The sequence below is a fragment of the Sorangium sp. So ce693 genome, assembly GCF_051521375.1.
Classification (GTDB): domain Bacteria; phylum Myxococcota_A; class Polyangia; order Polyangiales; family Polyangiaceae; genus Sorangium; species Sorangium atrum.
The window spans coordinates 9,275,172-9,296,201 of record NZ_CP150347.1; the positions used below are offsets into that span (position 1 = coordinate 9,275,172).

At 70.6% G+C, this 21,030-nt stretch carries 16 protein-coding genes; 9 read left to right on the forward strand and 7 right to left on the reverse strand.

What is annotated here, in order from left to right; genetic code table 11:
- Positions 1 to 34 precede the first annotated feature (34 nt).
- On the reverse strand, positions 35 to 907 hold the full coding sequence (locus WMF14_RS34645; protein WP_437324274.1) for a nitrilase-related carbon-nitrogen hydrolase: 873 nt from the start codon (positions 905 to 907) through the stop codon (positions 35 to 37).
- The gene (locus WMF14_RS34650) at positions 907 to 2,355 is read right to left on the reverse strand and encodes a CoA-acylating methylmalonate-semialdehyde dehydrogenase (RefSeq protein WP_437793161.1); all 1,449 of its coding nucleotides are present in this window, start codon (positions 2,353 to 2,355) and stop codon (positions 907 to 909) included. Before WMF14_RS34650 ends, WMF14_RS34645 begins: the two co-directional genes overlap by 1 nt.
- A 661-nt stretch (positions 2,356 to 3,016) precedes the next feature.
- Between WMF14_RS34650 and WMF14_RS34655 the strand changes: the two genes are divergently transcribed.
- Both WMF14_RS34655 and WMF14_RS34660 read left to right on the forward strand, forming a co-directional pair.
- The gene (locus WMF14_RS34655) at positions 3,017 to 3,445 is read left to right on the forward strand and encodes a hypothetical protein (RefSeq protein ID WP_272095323.1); all 429 of its coding nucleotides are present in this window, start codon (positions 3,017 to 3,019) and stop codon (positions 3,443 to 3,445) included.
- A gap of 73 nt (positions 3,446 to 3,518) precedes the next feature.
- Entirely contained in the window at positions 3,519 to 5,852 is a 2,334-nt protein-coding gene (locus WMF14_RS34660; protein WP_437793163.1) for an Rv1355c family protein, read from the forward strand.
- A 75-nt stretch (positions 5,853 to 5,927) separates the two neighbouring features.
- Here WMF14_RS34660 and WMF14_RS34665 read toward each other — a convergent pair whose 3' ends face one another.
- Positions 5,928 to 6,308, reverse strand: coding sequence for an STAS/SEC14 domain-containing protein (locus WMF14_RS34665; RefSeq protein ID WP_437793165.1), 381 nt, complete (start codon positions 6,306 to 6,308; stop codon positions 5,928 to 5,930).
- A gap of 64 nt (positions 6,309 to 6,372) precedes the next feature.
- Entirely contained in the window at positions 6,373 to 8,532 is a 2,160-nt protein-coding gene (locus WMF14_RS34670; protein WP_437793166.1) for a hypothetical protein, read from the reverse strand.
- Positions 8,533 to 8,965: 433 nt separating this feature from the next.
- Here WMF14_RS34670 and WMF14_RS34675 point away from each other — a divergent pair, with 433 nt between their 5' ends.
- Entirely contained in the window at positions 8,966 to 9,748 is a 783-nt protein-coding gene (locus WMF14_RS34675) for a TerC family protein (RefSeq protein ID WP_437793168.1), read from the forward strand.
- A gap of 169 nt (positions 9,749 to 9,917) precedes the next feature.
- Entirely contained in the window at positions 9,918 to 10,385 is a 468-nt protein-coding gene (locus WMF14_RS34680) for a response regulator (protein WP_437793170.1), read from the forward strand.
- Between the two features lie 119 nt (positions 10,386 to 10,504).
- Here the strand turns inward: WMF14_RS34680 and WMF14_RS34685 are convergent, their stop codons facing one another.
- The 3 genes from WMF14_RS34685 to WMF14_RS34695 all read right to left on the reverse strand — a co-directional run bounded on the left by WMF14_RS34685 (position 10,505) and on the right by WMF14_RS34695 (position 14,763).
- On the reverse strand, positions 10,505 to 12,643 hold the full coding sequence (locus tag WMF14_RS34685) for a S9 family peptidase (RefSeq protein WP_437793172.1): 2,139 nt from the start codon (positions 12,641 to 12,643) through the stop codon (positions 10,505 to 10,507).
- Positions 12,644 to 12,808: 165 nt separating this feature from the next.
- A complete protein-coding gene (locus WMF14_RS34690; protein WP_437793174.1) occupies positions 12,809 to 13,567 on the reverse strand; it encodes a ferritin-like domain-containing protein in 759 nt (252 codons plus the stop codon).
- Complete coding sequence (locus tag WMF14_RS34695; protein WP_437793176.1) at positions 13,564 to 14,763, reverse strand: hypothetical protein; 1,200 nt, start codon at positions 14,761 to 14,763, stop codon at positions 13,564 to 13,566. Before WMF14_RS34695 ends, WMF14_RS34690 begins: the two co-directional genes overlap by 4 nt.
- A gap of 425 nt (positions 14,764 to 15,188) precedes the next feature.
- Here WMF14_RS34695 and WMF14_RS34700 point away from each other — a divergent pair, with 425 nt between their 5' ends.
- The 5 genes from WMF14_RS34700 to WMF14_RS34720 all read left to right on the forward strand — a co-directional run bounded on the left by WMF14_RS34700 (position 15,189) and on the right by WMF14_RS34720 (position 21,030).
- Positions 15,189 to 16,715 (forward strand): deoxyribodipyrimidine photolyase, encoded by a 1,527-nt coding sequence (locus tag WMF14_RS34700; RefSeq protein WP_272095332.1) that lies wholly within the window; start codon positions 15,189 to 15,191, stop codon positions 16,713 to 16,715.
- 202 nt (positions 16,716 to 16,917) lie between these two features.
- Complete coding sequence (locus WMF14_RS34705; protein WP_437793179.1) at positions 16,918 to 17,610, forward strand: VTT domain-containing protein; 693 nt, start codon at positions 16,918 to 16,920, stop codon at positions 17,608 to 17,610.
- Positions 17,611 to 17,753: 143 nt separating this feature from the next.
- Positions 17,754 to 19,397, forward strand: a complete 1,644-nt coding sequence (locus WMF14_RS34710; protein WP_437793181.1) for a serine/threonine-protein kinase — start codon at positions 17,754 to 17,756, stop codon at positions 19,395 to 19,397.
- A 155-nt stretch (positions 19,398 to 19,552) separates the two neighbouring features.
- Entirely contained in the window at positions 19,553 to 20,407 is an 855-nt protein-coding gene (locus WMF14_RS34715; RefSeq protein WP_437793183.1) for a tetratricopeptide repeat protein, read from the forward strand.
- Positions 20,408 to 20,604: 197 nt separating this feature from the next.
- Positions 20,605 to 21,030, forward strand: coding sequence for a YciI family protein (locus tag WMF14_RS34720; RefSeq protein ID WP_272095336.1), 426 nt, complete (start codon positions 20,605 to 20,607; stop codon positions 21,028 to 21,030).

The following is a 21,030-nucleotide window of genomic DNA, read 5'->3' on the forward strand; positions in this document are numbered from 1 at the left end:
GCCGACCTCGCCGTCCTCCCGCCGCCCCGGGCCCTCAGGGCAGCTGTTCCGTGAGCTCGCCGTACGTCTCGGGCCGGCGATCGCGGTAGAACTGCCACGTCCTCCGCACCTCCTCGATCAGGTCGAGGTTCATCTCGGCGACGACGAGCTCGTCCTTGTCCTCGCTCCCCGTCGCGAGGAAGCTGCCCCTCGGGTCGCAGAAGTAGCTCGTCCCGTAGAACTTGCCGATGTTCCACGGCGCCTCGGTGCCGACGCGGTTCGAGGCGGCGATGAAGTAGCCGTTGGCCACGGCGTGCGCGGGCTGCTCGAGCTTCCAGAGGTACTGGGAGAGCCCGGCGACCGTGGCCGAGGGGTTCCACACGATCTCGGCGCCGTTCAGGCCGAGCAGCCGCGCCCCCTCCGGGAAGTGGCGATCATAGCAGATGTAGACGCCGATCCGCGCATACCGCGTCTGGAACGTGGGATACCCGAGGTTCCCCGGCTTGAAGAAGAACTTCTCCCAGAACCCGTTCGTGTGCGGGATGTGCGTCTTCCGGTACTTGCCGAGGTACGTGCCGTCGGCGTCGACCACGGCGGCCGTGTTGTAGTAGACGCCCGCCATCTCCCGCTCGTAGATGGGGATGATCATCACCATCTTGTACTTCTTGGCATACGCCGCGAGCCGCTCGACCGTCGGGCCGGGGACGGGCTCGGCCACATCGCACCATTTCGCGTCCTGCGAAGGACAGAAGTAAGGTGTGTTGAAGACCTCCTGCAAACAGAGGATCTGCACACCCCTCTTCCCCGCCTCGTCGATGAACGGCAGGTGCTTCTCGAACATCGCGTCCCGGATGGCCATGACGGAGGCGCCGTCGTCGCCGATCGGGGTGGAGCACTGGATCAGCCCGCCAAGTACATTCCTTGCCATCAGAACCACCTCGTGATGACGATCTTGCGCTCCGTGTAGAAGTCGATGGCCGTCGGGCCGTGCGCCTTCAGATCGCCGAAGAAGCTGCCCTTCTGGCCGCCGAAGGGGAAGAAGGCCATGGGCGCCGCGACGCCGATGTTCACGCCGACCATCCCGGCGCCCACGCGGTGCTGGAACTCGCGCGCCGCGCGCCCGCTCGACGTGTAGATCGACGCCGCATTGCCGTACTCGCTCCGGTTCGCGATCGCGATCGCCTCGTCGAGGTCGCTCGCGCGCATCAGGCACGCGACCGGCCCGAAGATCTCCTCGGTCGCGATCACCATCCCTGGCCGCACGTCGTCGAAGACCGTGGGCCCTACCCAGTTGCCGTCCGGATACCCCTCGACCCTGGCGTCCCGGCCGTCGAGGAGGAGCGTCGCCCCCTCCGCCACGCCCTGGTTGATGTACGAGAGCACCCGGTCCCTGTGCGCCGCCGAGATCACCGGGCCCATGGTCACGCCCGGCTTCGACCCGTCGCCCAGCACGATCCCCTTCGCGTGGCGCACGAGCCCGTCGCGCACGGCCTCGTAGGTGTCGCCGACGCACACGACGACGCTGCCGGCCAGGCATCGCTGGCCGGAGCAGCCGTAGATGGACTCGGCCACGTTGGCGACCGTCATCTGCCGCTCGGCGTCCGGCATCACGACGAGGAAGTTCTTCGCCCCGCCGAGCGCCTGGACCCGCTTGCCCGCCTCCGCGGCGCTCTTGTACACGTGGCGCGCGACCGCCGACGAGCCGACGAACGACACGCCCGCGATGTCCCTGTGCGCGCAGAAGGCGTTCACGACGTCGCGGCCGCCGTGGACCAGGTTCACCACCCCGGGCGGCAGCCCGGCCTGCTCGATCAGCTCGAAGATGCGCTGCTGCGAGAGCGGGACCTGCTCCGACGGCTTGAGCACGAACGTGTTCCCCGTCGCGATCGCGTACGGCAAGAACCAGAGCGGCACCATCGGGGGGAAATTGAACGGCGTGATCGCCGCGAAGACGCCGAGCGGCTGGCGGATCGTGTGGCAGTCGATCCGGGACGCGACGTCCTCGAGGCCCTGCCCCATCAGGAGGGCCGGGATGCCGGCCGCGTGCTCGACGTTCTCGATGCCGCGACCGAAATCGTTCCGGGCCTCGGACAGCGTCTTGCCGTGCTCGGAGGTGCAGATCGCCGCGATCTCGTCGCGGTGGGCGTCGAAGATCTCGCGCAGCTTGAAGAGGTAGCGCGCCCGCTGCACCGGCGGCGTCGCGCTCCATGCGGGGAACGCCGCCTGCGCGGCCTTCACCGCCGCGTCGACGTCGGCCGCCGTCGAGAGGGGGACCTCCGCAAGAGATTCCCCGGTCGCCGGGTTCTTCACCTCGAGGCGCGTCGTCCCCGAAGCTCGAGACCAGGCTCCGCCGACGAAGTTTTCCAGCACACGCATCGTGAAAAACCTTTCCCCCCGGCGAGGTCGTCACTCGGCATCCCCGACCGACAGGCCGGGCGCCGCCCCTGGCTGCTGGGCATCACAGCCCACCGATCGAGCGCTACATGCGGTGGGGGCCATCCGTCAAGCCTCGCTGCGAAGCGGCGCGCGCCGCACCCGCCTGCGGAAGATCCCCAGCGCACATCCCGTAGTATAGACCACAGAGCGGCTGGCGGCCCACCGTGCAACTGCCCAGCAGGACGTCATGAAATACTTTGGAAATAACTCGGGTATGCCCTGGGTGGGCCGCGTGAACGACGCAAACGACGCGAACGAGAGGACCATGCCGCTCGAGCGACTCCATCCGCCGCGACGCCCCACGCCGAGCCGGCCCGGCGCGGCACCGCCCTGGCCACGCGCGGCGCGTCGCGCGCGGTCAAGGCGTCACGCGCGGCCAGGGAGGAGTCGCGCCGAAGCACCGCGCGTCACCTCGACCGGAGCACCGCATCGAAAGTCGCTCCTGGTCGTTGCCCCGTCGATCGAACCGTCCTAGGTGCACCCCATGGACCTCGCGGATCCTTGCCCGGTGGCCAGGCGCACGACTATCCCAGGGGATGGCTGTGCGCGCTGGCGGCTCGGCGGTGCGCAGACGTAAGATCGGTGCGCGCTCGGTGAGACGATGACCAGACCCAGCATGCTGTTCGACACGACGGAGCACGTGCTCATCGCCGTCCACGGCAGGGAACCGCCGAGCGACGAGGAATGGGAATCGTATATGGTGGCGGCGGGCAGCCTGCCGCCCACCTGCACGAAGACTCTCGTGGTGACCGCCGGAGGGGGACCCAACGCGAAGCAGCGGGCATCCATCAACGACTACGTGAGCAAGACCGCGCTCACCGTGGCGATCTGCACGGACGCGCTCCTCGTCAGGCAGATCGGGACCGCGCTCAGCTGGTTCAACCCGCGGGTCAAGGCGTTCCGGGGCAGCGACGTCGTGGCCGCGCTGCGCTATCTGGAGATCACCGGGCCTGAGGCCGCCCTGGTGCAACACAAGGTCACGAAGATGAGACTCGAGATCGAGGGCCGGCCGTCCCGCGCGCCGCGCTGACCCGGGGGCCGCCGGGGAGATCGGGGCGACGCGCGGGGCGCGGGGGTGGTAGGACAGGGACCGGACCACCGCGATGAACACGACCCGCTGGCAGCAGCTCATCTCCTTGCGAGAAGCGCGAGAAGCGCGAGAGGCGCGAGAGGCGCGAGAGGCCCCGAACGGCGCGTGGCGACCCCGCTTCTTCCGCCCGGCGCGCGAGGACGACGCGGAGGAGCTCGGCCGCTTGCTCCACGACGACGCCCGGATCGAGATCTTCGACACGATCGACCGGCAGCTCGCCGATCTCGTGAAGACCCGCCACCCCCGGGAGCGCCTCGGTGAGCGGGACATCGCGCGGCTCGTGGGAGAGCGCCTGAACGGCGTCCCGATCGAGGCCTATGGAGTCTGGGTCTACTATCCGTGGTCGCACCGCCTCGTGCACCTGCTCGATGAGGCGGAGTTCGTCGAGCTGCGGACCGACCGGAACAAGCACAAGATCAGCGGTGAGGAGCAGGCCGCGCTCGCCCGCCGGCGCGTGGGCGTCGTCGGCCTCTCCGTGGGGCAGTCCGTGGCGATGACCATCGCGCTCGAGCGGGGCGCCGGCGAGCTGCGCCTCGCGGACTTCGACCACCTCGATCTCTCGAACCTGAACCGGATCCGGACCGGCGCGCACAACCTCGATCTGCCGAAGGTCGTCGCCACGGCGCGCGAGATCGCCGAGCTCGACCCGTTCCTCGACGTGAAGTGCTTCCCCGAGGGGGTCACGGCAGACAATATCGATCGCTTCCTGCTCGACGGGGGCAAGCTCGATGTCCTCGTGGACGAGTGCGACAGCCTCGATATCAAGCTCCTGCTCCGCGCGAACGCGCGCGCCCACCGAATACCGGTCGTGATGGAGACGAGCGACCGGGGGCTCATCGACGTCGAGCGCTTCGATCTGGAGGGCGATCGGCCGATCCTCCACGGGCTCGTCGGCGATCTCACGCCCGAGCGCCTCCGCGGCCTGTCGACCGAGGACAAGGTGCCTTATGTCATGCAGATCATCGGGCAAGACGCGATCTCGCTGCGGCTCCGCGCGTCGCTCATCGAGGTGCAGCAATCGGTGAGCACATGGCCTCAGCTCGGGTCGGCGGTCGTCCACGGCGGGGCGGCCGCCGCGGACACGGCGCGCAGGATCGCCCTCGGCGAGCCGGTGCGGTCGGGCCGGTACTATGTCGACCTGGAGCAGCTCATCGGCGGCCCCGAGGGCGAGCCTGCCGCCGCGGACGCGCCGCGCGCGCCGGGCCCTGCCTTCGCCGCGGCGGCGGGCCCGCTCCCGGCCGCCGAGGCGGGCGCCGTCGAGCTCGACCCGGCGCGGCTGCGGCGGCTCGTCACGGCGGGCGTCGCGGCGCCCTCGGGCGGCAACTGCCAGCCCTGGCTCTGGGTCCACGAGGGCCGTCGCCTCGGGCTGTTCCACGACCGCGCGCGCTCCGAGTCGCTCGCCGACTTTCAGGGCGCGGGCGGCGTGGTCGCGCTCGGCGCGGCCGCCGAGAACGTCGTCCTCGCCGCGCACCGCGAGGGGCTCAGCGTGCGCGTCTCGCCGTTCCCGCGCGAGGGCGACGAGGACCTGGCCGCGACGTTCGCGTTCTTCGGCGCGCCGCCGCCCGGCGCCGAGGAGCACCTGATGGATGGCCTCGCGGACGCCATCGGGATCCGGCACACGAACCGGCGCCCCGGCCAGCGGGCGCCGCTCGCGGAGGAGCACCGCGCCGCCCTCCGCGCCGCGGTCGAGTCCGTGCCCGGGGCGCGCCTCGAGCTGCTCGAGGCGCCGGCGGAGCTCGACGAGATCGGCGCCCTCATCGGCGCCGGGGATCGGCTCCGGATGCTCGCGAGGCAGACCCACGCCGACATGATGAGGGAGGTCCGCTGGACCGAGGCGGAGGCCGAGGCGCGCCGGGACGGGCTGTTCGTCGGCACGCTCGAGCTCTCGCCGACCGATCTCGCGGGGTTCAAGATCTGCCGGGATTACCGCGCCCTGGAGCTCGTGCGGCGCTGGGGTGGCGGCCGGGGGCTGGAGAGGATGGCGCAGAAGGCGATCCGCTGCGCGACGGCCGTCGGGCTGATCACCCTGCCGCGCGCCCGGCTCACCGACTATTTCCAGGGCGGCAGGGCGGTCGAGCGCGCGTGGCTCACCGCGGCGCAGCTGGGCATCGCGGTCTACCCGATGACGACGCTGCCTTACCTGTTCGCGCGGCTGATCCGGGGCCGCGGCGAGGGGCTCGACGCGGAGACCGCGGAGGCCGCGACCGGGCTCCGGGAGCGCTATCTCCGGCTGTTCGACGTCACCGACGCGACGGCGGAGGTCCTGCTCTTCCGCCTGTCGCTCGCGGGCCCCGTGTCGGCGCGCTCTCTCCGCCGCCCCCTCGACGACGTGCTCGTCGTGCGCTGACCCGGCGGCGCGGGCGGCCCGCGCCGCTCCGCGGCGGCCTGCGCAGAGCCGCGGCGGCCCGCGCGGCGCCGGCCCTCACGGCGTCGGGCGATCGCCGAGGAGCCAGCTGCGCGCGGCCCCCTCGTCCTTGAAGACCCGCACGAGCTGCGCGGTCCCCGCCTCACGGGCGATCCGGTTCGCCTGCAGCGCCGCGAGATCGCTTTGCACGAGCTCGGCGGCCCTGATCACCCCCATCGCGGTCGAGGTCGCCGCGATGTCGCGGAGGAGCTCCGTCGCCTCCTCCGAGGCGATGGAAAAGCCACGGAAGTCCACGAGGACGCGAATCCTCCGGCCGTAGAGCGAGCCAAGGGCCTTCTTGTACTCCGCGGCGTACGCTTGCGCCTCCTCCGTGCGCACGACGCCCTGCAACGTGACCTCGATGAGAGCGTTGATGAGGTCGATCTTGAGCTGGTACATGCCGCCTCACCTGGAGAACCGAGACCAAGAGACCATAGCGTCGCGCCGCCGCCGATCCAGGCCGTTATCGCAGCTTCGGCTCCGTGAGCCGGTAGACGTGCTCCACGAACTCCGGGACGAGCTCCCTCGCGACGATCCACAGCCGTCCTTCGCCGAGGTCGAGCAGGCCGGCAGGACCCTCGTACGTCAGCTTGCCGCGCTCACCGAAGTAGATGAACGACTTCCTGTCATGGGCGCGGAACCAGCCGCACGCCGCGTCGAGCAGCGGGCCGAGCGCGGCGTCTCCGCCGGGGTGCATCGGGAAGATGCGCACCGAGTCGAGGAGGCGGAAGAGGTTCGTGCCGAGCTCGCCGAGCTCGAGGACCGCGACCGCCAGCGGCTCGCCGTGCTGGCGCGCCACGAGGAGCGCGCGCTCCCGCTCCAGGCCCGCGCTGCGCCAGCGCTCGACGCAGGGCCCCATCCCGAGCCTGCCTGGCACGAGATCGAGCGCCTCGGCGTACATGCGCGGCGACGTCGCGCACACGAGGCCGAGCAGCGCCGCCTGCTCCCCGGGGGTCGGCTCGCCGATCTCGATCGGCCCGCCGGCCACGTGCTGCCCGCCCGCCACGTGCGGAGCGCGCGGCGCGGCGCGCGCGTCCACCCCCATCAGGCGGAAAGGCAGCGACAGCACGTGGCCCGTCTCCTGGCGCGCGCGGGCGAACTCGAACAGCGATCGCTCGTTCCACGCGACGTGCGCCTCCGCGTAGGCGATGATCCAGCGGCACTCCGGATCGGCCATCGCGTGCTCGAAGCAGCGAGTGAACATGTCGCGGAGCACCTGCCGTGAGCTCAGGTTCGACGCGGACTTTGGCCGCTTCGCGAGCTGATGAATCATCCACGTGCTGTGGTATGGCTTCATGATCGAGAAATTGCCCTCGATCCCGTGCTCGGACAGACACGCCACGTTGTACAGGAGGTGCGGCACCGCCGCGGCCTTCTGCGCCATGGTCAGGAAGCTCGGCTTGATGGCCTCGAAGTGCTCTGGCCGCCGCCCGGAGAGGTTGAAATAGCCGGACGAGTCGAAGAGATCCCAGAGCTCCGCCTGCCACGCGGTCCCCCCGTAGGTCGTCGCGTGCAGGATGCGGGACACGAGCCTGAGCCAGCGCCGCTCGTCCTCACGCCGCGCGGCGGTCACGTGCACGCTGCAGAGCTGGGTGTCCGCGCCCTCCACGGCCGACACCGACCGCACCTCGCCCCGCAGGTGGACGACCCCGTCGTCGCCGTCGGGGAGCTCCAGCGAGAGCTTGAGCCTGGGGAGCAGCGGCGGGTGCCCCCTCGTCAGCGCCATCCGCAGGCCCGCGAAGGACACGTCGACCACCTCGGCCTCGATCGGCGGGATGTGGAGCCACTGGGGGTGCAGGAAGCGCGCGGTGAGGTCGGCCTCGACGCCCCGCTGCTGCAGGCTCTTGCGGAGGCGCTCCACGCGCGCCGGCAGCGCGGAGACGAGCTCGCCCGGGCGCACCTCGTCGGCGCGGACGCTGAAGCGAAAGACGGAGTTCTGCCCGGCGATCTCGACCGCGGCGTCCTCGCTCCAGCCCTTGATGCCGAACCACGTGACCGTCCCGGCCCCCACCTCGCCGAGCATCACGCAGAGGGGCGGCGCGCTCTCGGCGGAGCGGCGGACGACGCCCTTCCTCCGGAGCAGGAAGCCGAGGATGTTGCGCACCCTCCTGGGGTCGTCGATGATCTCGCGCACTTGCCCCGCGTCCGTGGCCGTGGGCCTGAACAGGCTCGCCGCGGCCGCCTTGGCCACGCCCTCATCGACGAGGGCGCGCAGCACGTCGTGGATCTGCCCCGCCGCGCGCGAGGGGGTCGCGTCCTGGAACGACAGCCCGATGAGCGGCCCCCGCAGGCCCATCGACTGGAGCACCAGCACGGCGGAGAGCGGACCGATCTCGACGTCGCGGGCGTACAGGCGCACCCGGACGACGCTGCCGAAAGGGAACGAGGTCCGATAGTCGGGCTCGATCCAGGCGCCCATCGAGCCTAGCAGGACGACCGGGTAGCTCGGATCCCGCCCCTCGATGCGCAGCCGGACCGCGCCGCCGTCCAGCCAGCACGCCTCCGGCACCCCGATCGCCGGATCGCCCCCGAGGAGCACCCGATCCAGCGGCGCCCCATCCGCGCTGCCGGCGGCGGTCCAGCGCGCGTCCTGCCCGAAGCCGACCTTCGGAATCACGGTCACGCGGTCGCCCCCTCTGCCGTGAGGCCACGCGCTCCAGATGAGGAACAGGCAACGATGCTGCTCCGCCGACGTGGCGAAGAAGCACGACGCCGTTCGGCGAGCTCGCCAACACCCCGCAGGAGCTCACCTGGAAGCCGGGAAGGAGGCAGATCCACTTGCGCGTACTTCCATATCCTCTGTACCGGATGTCAACATCCCGCGTCAAGCGCCGCCCGTGCCGCGCGCGCCGACGTGCATCGACGTCGTCGTCAACGTCGTCGACGGCGCCACGGCGCCACGGCGCCACGTACCTTCGTTCACGCGTCCGTCGTAATCGCGGTCGCCCCGCGCCCTGAACACGGGAGCAAGATCGCGATGGATCCACGGGAGAGCGGGGCGATGGTCCGGACGTGGCAGGCGGTCACGGCTGTCCGTGCTACAAAGCGCCACCCCGATGCCCGACTTGAGCGCCTTTCTGCACGCCGACGGCTGGATCACGCTGGCGACCCTCAGCGCGCTGGAGATCGTGCTCGGGATCGACAACATCGTCTTCCTCTCCATCATGACGGCGAAGCTGCCGCAGGAGCAACAGCCGCTCGCCCGCCGCATCGGCCTCCTGCTCGCCCTCGGGATGCGGCTGCTCCTCCTGCTCGCGATCTCGTGGGTGATGGGACTCAAGGCCACCCTGTTCAGCCTGCTCGGACAGGACTTCAGCGGGCGTGATCTGATCCTGCTCGGCGGCGGTGTGTTCTTGATTGGCAAGGCGACCCACGAGATGTTCGACAAACTCGAGGTCGACGATCCCAAGGAAGAGCAGCCGAAGGCGAAGGGGTCGTTCGTCTCCGTCATCACGCAGATCGTGCTGCTCGACATCGTCTTTTCGCTCGACTCGGTCATCACCGCCGTCGGCATGGCGCAGCACATCTCGATCATGATGGTGGCCATGTTCATCGCGGTGGGCGTGATGCTCGTCTTCGCCGGGAGCATCGGCGCGTTCATCCAGCGCCACCCGAGCATGAAGATCCTCGCGCTGAGCTTCCTGCTCCTCATCGGCGTGGTGCTGGTGGCCGACGGCATGGGCCAGCACATCAGCAAGGGGTATATCTACTTCGCGATGGCCTTCTCGCTCGGCGTCGAGCTCATCAACATGCACCTCCGGGCGCGCCAGCGGCGCACGAAGATGGGGAGCTCTCCAGACCTCTCGCCTGCGCACGAGCAGGCTCCTCCGGGGAGCTGAGGCCACGCGGGGATCTCCGCGGAAGAGCCGGAGAGGCGGCGGAGACCGGGGCTCTTGGAGCGAGCACCGGGAGAGCCTGTAAACAATTCGCACAGAGGTGGTCTCCGAGGGTAGACGGCGAGAGCGGCCGGTCCCAGAAGTGACACCGGGGTTCTCCACCGAGGTGAGTGTGAGCGACGAGCGAGACGACCAAGGAGACTCAGAGCGGGGAAAGCGGCGGCGCATCGTCGTCGTCGACGACGACGACGCGATCGTCGAGACGCTGGCGGAGGTGCTGCTGGCCGAAGGGTATGAGGTCGAGGGGTACACCGACCCCCTCGAGGCCCTGGAGCGGCTGCGCTCCCAGGCGCCGCCCGACGCCATCGTCATCGACTGCGTGATGCCGTTCCTGGACGGGCCGCGCCTCATCGAGACGCTCGCGGCCGAGGGGAGAGCGGCGCCCGTCGTGCTCGTGACCGCGCTCAGCGATCCCGGCTTCTGCATCGATCCGAACCACCCGGACGCGACGAGGATCATCAACAAGCCGTTCGACCTGGAGCAGCTGCTGGAGACGCTCGACGACCTCACGAGCGCGCCCCCGGTGAGCGCGCCAGAGGCGCGGCGGCGCACGCGGACCGCGTCGACGCAGCGGACGTAGCGGCGTCGGACGCGCGCGTCATGCGCTGGCGCGCCGTGGTCCGGGCGCGCCTGCGCACGAGGCCGGCGCGGCGCCCCGCTCAGGGGCCGCCGCGCCTGCGCCGTGGTCGCGCGGAGCGCTCAGGGCCGGGGGAGCGCCGCGGAGAGCCCGTGGACGGCCTCGGCGCCCACGGGGACGGTGACGCTCGACCCCTTGAAGTCGCCGCCGACCGGCTCGTAGGAGCCGTCGAGGCACTGCGCGAGGAACGTCTCCGCGATCGCGTTGAACGACATGGAGTTCTCCGGGCGGGCGAAGCCGTGTCCCTCGTCGGGGTACAGCACGTACGTGACCGGGATCCCCTTGCTCGTCATCGCCTTGACGATCTGATCGCTCTCGGCCTGCTTCACGCGCGGATCGTTGGCGCCCTGGCCGATGAGGAGGGGCCGCTTGATCTGGTCGGCGCGGTAGAGCGGCGAGCGCGTGCGCAGGAGATCGCGGCCGTCCTCCGTGCGGGGGTCGCCGACCCGCTTCGCGAAGAGCTCGAGCATCGGCGCCCAGTAGGGCGGGATGGACTGGAGCAGGGTCACGAGGTTCGACGGGCCGACGATGTCGACGCCGCAGGCGAAGGTCTCCGGCGTGAAGGTCAGGCCGACGAGCGTCGCGTAGCCGCCGTAGCTGCCGCCCATGATCGCCACGCGAGCCCTGTCGGCGATGCCCTGCGCGACGGACCAGTCCACCGCGTCGAGCAGGTCGTTGTGCATCTTGCCCGCCCACTCGAGGTCGCCCGCGTTGACGAACTTCTTCCCGAGGCCCGTCGAGCCCCGGAAGTTGACGCTCAGCACGGCGTAGCCGCGGTTCGCGAGCCACTGGTGCATCGGATCGAGGCGGAAGGAGCTGCGCGCCCAGGGGCCGCCGTGGACGAGGAGCACCATCGAGAGCGGCCTGTCCGGCTTGCCGTCGCCGTCGGGGTCGGCGCCGCGCGGCAGCGACAGGTAGCTCACGAGCTCGAGGCCGTCGCGCGCCTTGATGACCACGGGCCGCAGCTTCACGAGCGGCTGCGACTCGAGCGCGGCGCGGTTCGTGAAAAGGAACGTCGCCTTCTTCGCGCCACGATCGTAGAGGTAGTACCGGACCGGGCCGTCCGAGACCGTGTATCCGACGGTCCAGCGCTTGTCGTCGAGCGACCGGCTCAGCACGTCGAGCTCGCCGTCGGCGACCGCGCGGAGGGCGTCGAGATCCGGCTGGATGCTCTTGTCGAGCACCTGCCAGCGCTTGCGCTCGCGCTCGGAGGCCGCCGCCTGGACCTTGCCCGTCTTCGGGTGGACGATCACGTCGCTGACATCGGCCTTCGCGTCCTCGGCGAGCACCGCGGGCTTCGCCGTCCGCAGATCGAGGGTGACGAGCGCGGAGGTGTCGCGGCCGCGGCTGTCGCGGAAATAGAGCGCCTTGTCGGCCGCGTCGAAGCCGATCGCCTCGCTCGTCACGGCGTCCTCGGGCCCGAACGCGACGAAGGGCTTCGGCTCCTTGCCGGTGAGGTCGAGGTACTCCTGGCCTCCGTCGCGCGTCATCCTCGACGCGAACCGCACCTTGAAGTCATGGTCGGTGACGAACCCCACGAACCCGTCGTTCTGCCGCACGAGCTTGCGCTCGCCGGTGCGCACGTCGACGCGGTAGAGGTCGTGGACCTTCTTGTCCCGATCGTTCATGCCGATCAGGATCTCGTTCGGGATCTTGGGGCTCATCCCCTCGAACATCGCGGAGATGCCGTCGAAGGGGGTGAGATCCTTGATCTGCCCGGTCTTGAGCTCGACGGCGTAGATGTGCCAGTTCTCGTCGCCGGCCTTGTCCTGGCGATAGAGGACGTAGTCGCTCGCGTAAGGGAACAGGAAGGTGCGCACCCCGCGGCTCTGCTCCTTCGTGACAGGCTTGGCCGACGCGGGCGCCTGGGCCGGGCCGACCCACACGTTGAGCACGCCGTCGGAGGGGGCGAGGAACCCGAGCCGCTGGCCGTCCGGGCTGATCTGGGGGGACATGCGATCCGGGTTGCCGAAGAGCATGCGCCGGGGCATGAGCGTCGCGTCGGCGCGCGGCCCGGCCTTCGTCGGCGCGGCCGGGGCCGCTGCCGCCGGGGCCGCTGCCGTCGGGGCCGAGGGCGCAGCCGGGGCCGGCGCTGCGGCCTGTCGGGGGGGCGGCGGCGCGGACGCCGGAGCGCCGCCGCAGGCAAGCGGCGCGACCAAGGGCAGCAAGAACAGGGATCGGAGCTTCTGGGGCAAGTCCATGGGTTCACCCGGGGCGCGGAGCCACTGGCGGCACCCCGCATGCGCCGGGCCCGCGCGCCGAGCGTCATAACCGAGATCCCGGAGGCCGGTCTACGGCGCCGCGCGTAAGGCGCCTGCGATCCGCCCAGCTCGGATCGCCCGAGCCGGCGGTGTGCCAGCTCGGCGTCAGGCGGCTTGCTGCGGGGTCGTGCTGGTGGGCGCGCCGCGCGCGTCGAGCGCGAGCTTGCTCGACAGCCACGCTCGCACCCGCTCGAGGTGGAGCGCCTCGTGCTGCTCGGCCACGCGGAACTCGGCGGCCATCTCTTCCTGGCCGTAGGCGATCGCCAGGTCGATGAGCATCCGCCAGCCGTCGTTGTCCGTGAGCTCGGCGACGAGCAGCGCCTGCAGGCTCTGCCCGAGGTTGATCCTCGGCTCGACGGCGACCGCGAGGACGCCGGTCGACGCCAGGCCGATGACGTCGGCGCCGGGCGTCATCGCGGTCGGATCGGCCCCGAGCCGCTCGATCGCGCGCTTCACCAGCGCGAAGTGCAGGAGCTCCTCGTCGCGGATCGCCTCGAGGTCAGCGCGCGTCGGGCCTCCCTCGAAGCTCCCCTCCGCGTCGTGCTTGGCGATCATCGCCTCGTAGAGGCGCGTGCCCGAGCGCTCGAACTGGAGGCGCTCGCCGAGCTTGTCGATGAGGAGCGCGGGGGGCCTGCCGTGGATGAGCTCTCCGGCTGCCTTGACGACCCCCTTGACGCTCGCCGGCGGCGGCACGCTCCCGACCGTGCCCGACTCCCTCGCGTACTCGCTCCTGACCGCCGCGGCGTCGGCCTCGCTCCCGGGGGAGCTCGGCGGGATCACCTGCGCAAACTCGATGAGCTCCTTGCTGTCGATGGGAGAGGTCGCGATGCCCGTGGTGTTGGTCCCCATCTTGATCTGTTTCATGGCGTCGCCTCCTTCTGTCCGTCGATCTTCTCGGCGCGCCGCGAGAGCTCGGTGCCCGGCGTGAACCGGTAGCCCGCGGCCACGATCTCGGAGGGGGAGCCGGCGGAGTTCATCTGCTGCCGGTAGGCGATCGTCGCGGCGCTCTCCGGGACGACCCTCGGATCGACGATGTCCTCGCCGACGGCGCGGAAATGCACCTCCCTGGACAGCACGTCGCGCACGAACTGGCGGTGGCTCTCGTGGGAGATCGGGTCCGGGAGCGAGGCGGGGAGGATCTCGGCCGCGTCGCGCCCCTCGATCCGGTTGAGGTGGTCGATGGCCACGTGGAGCTGCCCGAGCTCGTAGTCGAGGAACCGCTCCCAGATCCGCTTCACGCGGGCGTTCTGCTCCTGCTGGAGGCAGCTCCAGTAGTTGTAGACCTCGGTGGCCTCATGGAGGACCCACTTCTCCAGCCAGGTCTCCTCGGGGTCGATGATCGCCTCGTACTGCGTGACGTGCTGCTCCTCGATCGAGGCGATCTCGGCATAGAGCAGCCGCGCCACCGGGTCCGTGAAGAACGGCCCGACGTTGACGTAGTAGTTGTGCGTCTGCTGCTCGGCCGCCATGATGGTGAGCGCGTTGAGCTTCGTGATCCCGCTCGCGGTCCGCCGGTCGTACGGCGCGCGCACGTCGTCCTCGGGGGCGCGGTGCTCCACCGCGGTCGGACGCCCCGCCGTCACGTCGGTGTACGACTGCAGGATGTTGTTCGCGTCCTTGCCTTCCAGGCGGTCCAGGAGCGCCGAGTAGCGATACAGGTGATCGTAGTCCTCGAGCATGCCGAAGCGATAGACCTGCGCGAGGTACGGGTCAGGCTCGGCGAGCGCCACGTGCGCGGTGATCTCGATCGCGACCTGCTCGTATCCGATGGTGGTCTCCAGCGGCGACTGATCCGGCGGGTTGAGCCAGTTCACCAGCGTGGCCTGGTGGTGGTCGACGCGCCGCACCTGGGCGAGCACGCGCCGCAGATCCCGGTTCATGCGCGCGAAGCTGTGCAGGAACCGCACGCTCTCGAGCTCGATGCCGTTCATCAGGATGACGCGCACGCGGGTGAACGCGTCGTCGTCGAGCTTGCTGAACGGCACCTGGACGAGATCACGCCAGTTGAACGACTGGCGGTCGAGCGGTGTCCCCCGCTCTCTCAGGAGATCAAGAGCCATGTTGCCCCTCCTCGCGCGTCGCGCTCGTGCGCCGTGCTGGTGCGCCGATGAACGACCGCTGCGGCGGTACCTGAAGCCGCCTTCACGAGGGCGCAAGCGTGGGTTTATCCCGAGAGGCCGGGTCCGCGCGCCGGCCTTTCCCGCATGAATCCGCCAGACGCATGTGCGCGCCCGCGTCCGCGCTGTGCTAGAAGAGCGGTCACGTTGATCAGGCGAGAAATAAACCGCCAAGGACGCCAAGGACGCCAAGGACGCCAAGATAAGATTCTCTTCTTGGCGCTCTTGGTGTCTTGGCGGTTCGAAATTCCGCGCTTTTCAGGCAATTTCAACCCGTTTGTCGCTCTAGAGCACCGCTCGTCCTGAAGAGAGAGCAGAGCGCCGGGGCCGCCGCGGCGCGCTGGCGGGCCGGTCGTGGAGGAGGTGTCGTGATCTCCAGCAGCGTCCCCGAGCTCCGGCTCCGCACCCGCAACGCGATGCCTGTCCGCGAGGGCGGCGACTACGTCCTTTACTGGATGATCGCGAGTCGCCGGACACGGTACAATTTCGGTCTGGAGCGCGCGATCGCCTGGTCCATGGCGCTCGATCGACCGCTCGTCGTGCTCGAGGCGCTCCGGTGCGGCTACCGCTGGGCGAGCGACAGGATCCATCGCTTCGTGATCGACGGCATGGCCGACAACGCGCGCCGCCTCGCGGCGGCCGGCGTCGCGCACCACCCCTACGTCGAGCCGGCCGAGGGGGCCGGCAAGGGCCTGCTCGGCGCGCTCGCGGCGCGGGCGTGCGTGGTGGTGACGGACGACTACCCCTGCTTTTTTCTCCCGCGGATGGTCGCCTCCGCCGCGCGGCAGGCGCCGGTCCGCCTCGAGCAGGTGGACTCGAACGGCCTCTTGCCGATGCGCGCGGCCGATCGGGTGTTCACGACCGCGCGCTCGTTCCGCATCTTCTGGCAGCGGGTGATCGGCGAGCACCTCGGCGCGCAGCCGGCGGCCGATCCGCTGAAGCGGGCGAAGCTCCGGCCGGCGGCTCCCCTCCCCCGCGCGATCGCGCGCAGGTGGCCGGCGGCCTCACAGGCGCTCCTCGGGGGCGACCCTGCGGCGCTCTCCGCGCTCCCCATCGATCACACCGTCCCGCCGGCGCCCTGCCGGGGCGGCCCGGAGGCGGCTGGCAAGGCGCTCGCGCGCTTCGTCTCGGAGCGGCTGCCGCGCTACCTGGAAGAGCGCGATCACCCCGACGCCGGCGCGACGAGCGGCCTGTCGCCGTACCTGCACTTCGGCCACCTCGCGGCGCACGAGGTCTTTGCCGCCGTCGCCCGGCGCGAGGCCTTCCGCGTCGAACGGCTCGGCCTCCCCGGGGACGGCGTGAAGCGGCCGAGCGGCAGCCGCGAGGGGTTCTGGGGGATGAGCGCCTCTGCCGAGGCGTTCCTCGAGCAGCTCGTCACCTGGCGGGAGCTCGGCTTCAACGCCTTCGCGCTCGGGGCGAGCGAGGGAGACGGGCCGCGCCCCTCGTGGAAGCGCGATCCGACCGATTACGCGTCTCTCCCGGACTGGGCGCTCGCGACGCTCGAGAAGCACGCGCGCGACAGGCGCCCGCGCGTCTACCCGCTCGAGGCGCTCGCGGCGGGGGCGACCTACGACAGGATCTGGAACGCGTCGCAGGTCGAGCTCCTCCGCGAGGGGCGAATCCACAATTACCTGCGGATGCTGTGGGGCAAGAAGATCCTGGAATGGTCGCGGACGCCGCGCGAGGCGCTCGAGATCATGATCGAGCTCAACGACCGCTATGCGCTCGACGGCCGCGACCCGAACTCGACCTCCGGCATCTTCTGGGTGCTCGGCCGCTACGATCGGGCCTGGGGTCCAGAGCGGGAGATCTTTGGCACGATACGTTACATGTCGTCAGAGAACACGGCCCGGAAGCTGCACCTCAAGGAGTACCTGGCGCGCTATGCGCGATAGCGCGCGCGGCCACGGACGGCGCGGGCGGAACGCGGGGGGCTCGCCCTCGGCGCTCGGGGAGGTGGAGCCGGGGAGCTCACCCCGGGAGCAGCCCGGCAGGCCGTGAGCGGCGCGGGGCACCTCGCCGCCGGCGGCTCCCACGCCGGACGCTGGCGGCGCGCTGGCGGCCAGGGCGCACGCGGGGTTCGACGCGGCCGCCGAGGTGAGCTATCGAGCGGCCGTGGATCTCCTCCGTGAATTTTTCAGCAGGCTGAGGGAGCTCGAGTCGCTGCTCCAGTGGGGCGGCTACCCCGTCCTGATGATCATCATCTTTGCCGAGACGGGGTTGCTCATCGGGTTCTTCCTTCCCGGGGACTCGCTGCTCGTCACCGCCGGGGTGCTGGTCAACGCGGGGCTCATCAACCCGCTCGGTCTACCGAACTTCCAGAACCTGCTCCTGATGAACGTCACGCTGATGGCGATGGCGATCATCGGCGATGCGGTGGGCTTCACGATCGGGCGGCGCGCCGGCCCGAAGATCTTCACGCGCGAGCAGTCGCTCCTGTTCCGCAAGGATCACCTGATCGCGACGCAGAAGTTCTACGAGAAGCACGGCGGCAAGACGATCATCCTCGCGCGCTTCATGCCGTTCGCCCGGACGTTCGCGCCCGTCGTGGCGGGCGTGGGGCAGATGCAGTACCGGCGCTTCGCGATGTTCAACGTGGTGGGCGGCGTGCTCTGGGTCTTCTCGATGACCTTCCTCGGCTACTTCCTTGGCAAGGTCTTCGACGCCAAGCAGATCGAGCGGGTCGTCTACCTGATCATCTTCGTCTCCGTGGCGCCGGTCCTCTTCGGGGCGATCAAGCACAGGCTCCAGCAGAAGAAGGACGCCGCGCGGATCGGGGCCGAGCCGTAAGCGTAGTCCGACGGACGTCGCGAGCGGATCGCGTCGAGTACGTCATCGCGCGAGCCCTCCCGGGCCGTGCGCTCTCGAGAGCCCCAGGAGGCTGCCCGCCTCTTGTACTCCGCACCACCTCCCCGCTACGCTCTCTTCCCACCATGGCGCAGCAGCCCGCCGTACCCTCCGGCGTCCCGGTTCCCGGCGACGTCCTCGCGGGCAAGTACCGCATCGAGCGCGTCCTCGGCGCGGGGGGCATGGGCGTGGTCCTGGCGGCCTGGGACGTCGTCCTGGAGCGCCGCGTCGCCGTCAAGTTCCTCCTTCCCGAGGCCGCCGCGCTCCCCGACGCCGGCGCCCGCTTCCTCCGCGAGGCCCGCGCCGCTGCGGCCCTCGACGGGCAGCACATCGCGCGTGTCCTCGACATGGGCGCGCTGAGCACCGGCGCCGCCTACATGGTGCTGGAGTACCTGACCGGCGACGATCTCGGCCACGTGCTCCAGACCCGCGGCCACCTCCCGCTCGCCGACGCCGCCGACTACCTGCTCCAGGCCTGCGAGGCGATCGCCGAGGCCCACGCGCGCGGCATCATCCACCGCGATCTCAAGCCGAAGAACCTCTTCCTCACCCGCCGCCCCGACGGGACTCCCCTCCTCAAGGTCCTCGACTTCGGCCTGTCGAAGTTCGTCGCCACGGGCGACTCCGTCAAGGAGGCGAGCCTGACCGCGACGGGCCTCATCATGGGCTCCATCCATTACATGTCGCCGGAGCAGATTCGCAGCCTCAAATACGCAGATGTCCGCACGGACATCTGGGCACTCGGCGTGATCCTGTATCGCATGCTCACCGGGCGGCACCCGTTCGAGGGCGACAGCATCACCGCGGTCACGGCGGCCATCATCATGGACACGCCCACCTCCGTCCTCGCCCTGCGGCCGGACCTGCCGCCCGCCGTCGGGGAGCTCGTGAGCAGGTGCCTTGTGAAGGACCCGGGCGCCCGCGTCCAGAGCGTCGCCGAGATCGGCCGCGTGCTCGCGCCATTCGGGACGCAGCGCGGGCGGCTCTCGTTCGAGAGCATCGACCGGATCCTGCCGGAGCGTGCATCCCGCGCCGGGTACCCGCCGGTGGGCGCTCCCCCCGCGGCCCCCGGCGCGCTCGGCACGTCCTCGCCCGCGTGGCGTGGAGCGCCCGGAGCGGCCGAGGCCGCGACGGCGCCCATGCCGGATCGCCCGGACATGCCGTCATCGCCCGGGAGCGAGGTGGCGGGAGCAGCGCACGCGACGCTGCCGCACGCTTCCTGGGGCAACACGACGCGGACCCGGGGGCCGCGCAGCCGCGTGGCGCTGCTGGCGGGCGCCGCCGCCGCGCTCGTCCTGATGACCGGGTTCTTCCTTGCGTGGCGGCAGACGGCGAGCGTGTCCCCTGACAGCGACTCGCCGGTGGCCTCATCGAGCGCTGCGCCCGAGAGCGGACCTGTATCCCCGGGCGCGACCCGCACCCCCGACGCGGCCGGCGTCCCCGGCGCGGCCGGCGTCCCCGGCGCGGCCGGCGTCCCCGGCGCGGCCGGCGCTGTGACGGCGACCCCCACCGTCGCCGTGATGGAGACCGCGAGCGCTGCGCTAGAGGCCGGCGCAGCGCCGGTCGCGAGCGCCTCCCCGGACGTCGGCGCGAAGGCAGCGGCATCTTCGACAGCGGTGAAGCCGCCGGTGAAGGCGAGCGCGAACACCGTGAGCACGGCCAGACCGCCGTCGTCTTCACAGGTCAGGACGCAGAACAAGCGCGAGGATCCTTGGAACAAATGGGACTGAGACGAACAAGGGGCACTCGCGCGCTGCGCTGCGCCGCGCTATGCGCCGTCCTCTGCGCGATGAGCCCCCCGGCTTCCGCGCAGCCCAATGATCCGAAGGCCCAGGCACAGGAGCTCTTCGAGCAGGGCCGCGCAGCGGTGGAAGCGCGAGACTGCGTGCGCGCGATTCCGCTCTTCCGCCGGAGCCAGGCGACCTATCCGTCGCGCGGTACGCTGTTCAACCTGGCCCAGTGTGAAGCGGACCTCGGGCGCGTGGCGAGCGCATGGCAGCACTTCAAGGAGCTGCTCACGCAGCTGACATCGGGCGATCCCCGTCTGCCCATCACCGAGCAACGCATCAGGGAGCTGGAGCCGCGCCTGCCCAAGCTGGTCATCGAGCTCGCGCAGGGCGCACCGGCGCCGACGGAGCTGCTCCTGGATCAAGCGCCGCTGCCGCAGGCCAGCATCGGCAACGAGCTCCCGCTCGACCCCGGGAACCATGGCGTCGTCGCGCGATGGCCCGGAGGCCGGCAGACCGACGCGCCCGTGACCCTCGCGGAGGGTGCGCGCAACGTCGTGCGCCTCGAGCCGCCGCCGGCCGCCGCGCCGCCTCCGGTCCCCGTACCCGACGCGCCGCAGGCCCCCGCGATCTCCCCGGGCTCGCCCGCCATTTCCCCTCCCCCGTTGCCCCCTCCCTCGAGCTTCAGGCGCACCCTCGGTTTCGTCATCGGCGGCGTCGGCGCCGCGGCCGTGGGCGGGAGCCTCATCACGGGCGGGCTCGCGCTCGGCACGAAGGGCGACCTCGAGAAGGAATGCCCGGATCCCTCGCGGTGCAGCGACGACGGCATGTCCCTCAGCTCGCGGGGCCAGACGCTCACCACCGCGAGCACCGTGCTCGGCGCCGTCGGCCTCGCCGGGATCGGCGCTGGCCTTGTGCTGCTCCTGACGGCGCCGGAGGAGCGCAGCTCGGTCGCCCTCGCGCCCGCGATCCTGCCGGGCGGCGGCGGCGCGCTGCTGCGCAGCCGCTTCTGAGGGCCCGGACCGGCGCCGCCGGCGGGCCAATTCCATAATCAACAGGAATTACGCATACTTGATAGCATCTCAAAAAAAGATCGCCCGGCGTGTCGATCCCGCGCACCGCCGTTCGTCGTGACGATGAAGCCACGGCTCGCCCCGGGCAAGAGACCCTCCGGAGCCCAGCTCCACCACGGAAGCAAGGAGACACGACCATGCGATTCATGATCCTGATCAAGGCCACCAAGGACAGCGAAGCGGGTGTCATGCCGAGCGAGCAGCTCCTCACCGAGATGGGGAAGTTCAACGAAGAGCTCGTCAAGGCCGGCGTGATGGTCGCGGGCGAGGGGCTCCACCCGAGCACGAAGGGCGCGCGCATCCGGTTCTCGGGCGAGAAGAGGACGGTCGTCGACGGGCCCTTCACCGAGACGAAGGAGCTGATCGCGGGCTTCTGGATCTGGGACGTGAAGTCGAAGGAAGAGGCGATCGAGTGGGTGAAGCGCTGTCCCAACCCGATGTACGAAGACTCCGAGATCGAGATCCGCCAGGTGTTCACGGCGGACGACTTCGGCCCTGCGCTCACGCCCGAGCTCAGGGAGCAGGAGGAGCGCCTGCGCGCGCAGACGGCGGAGAAGAAGTAG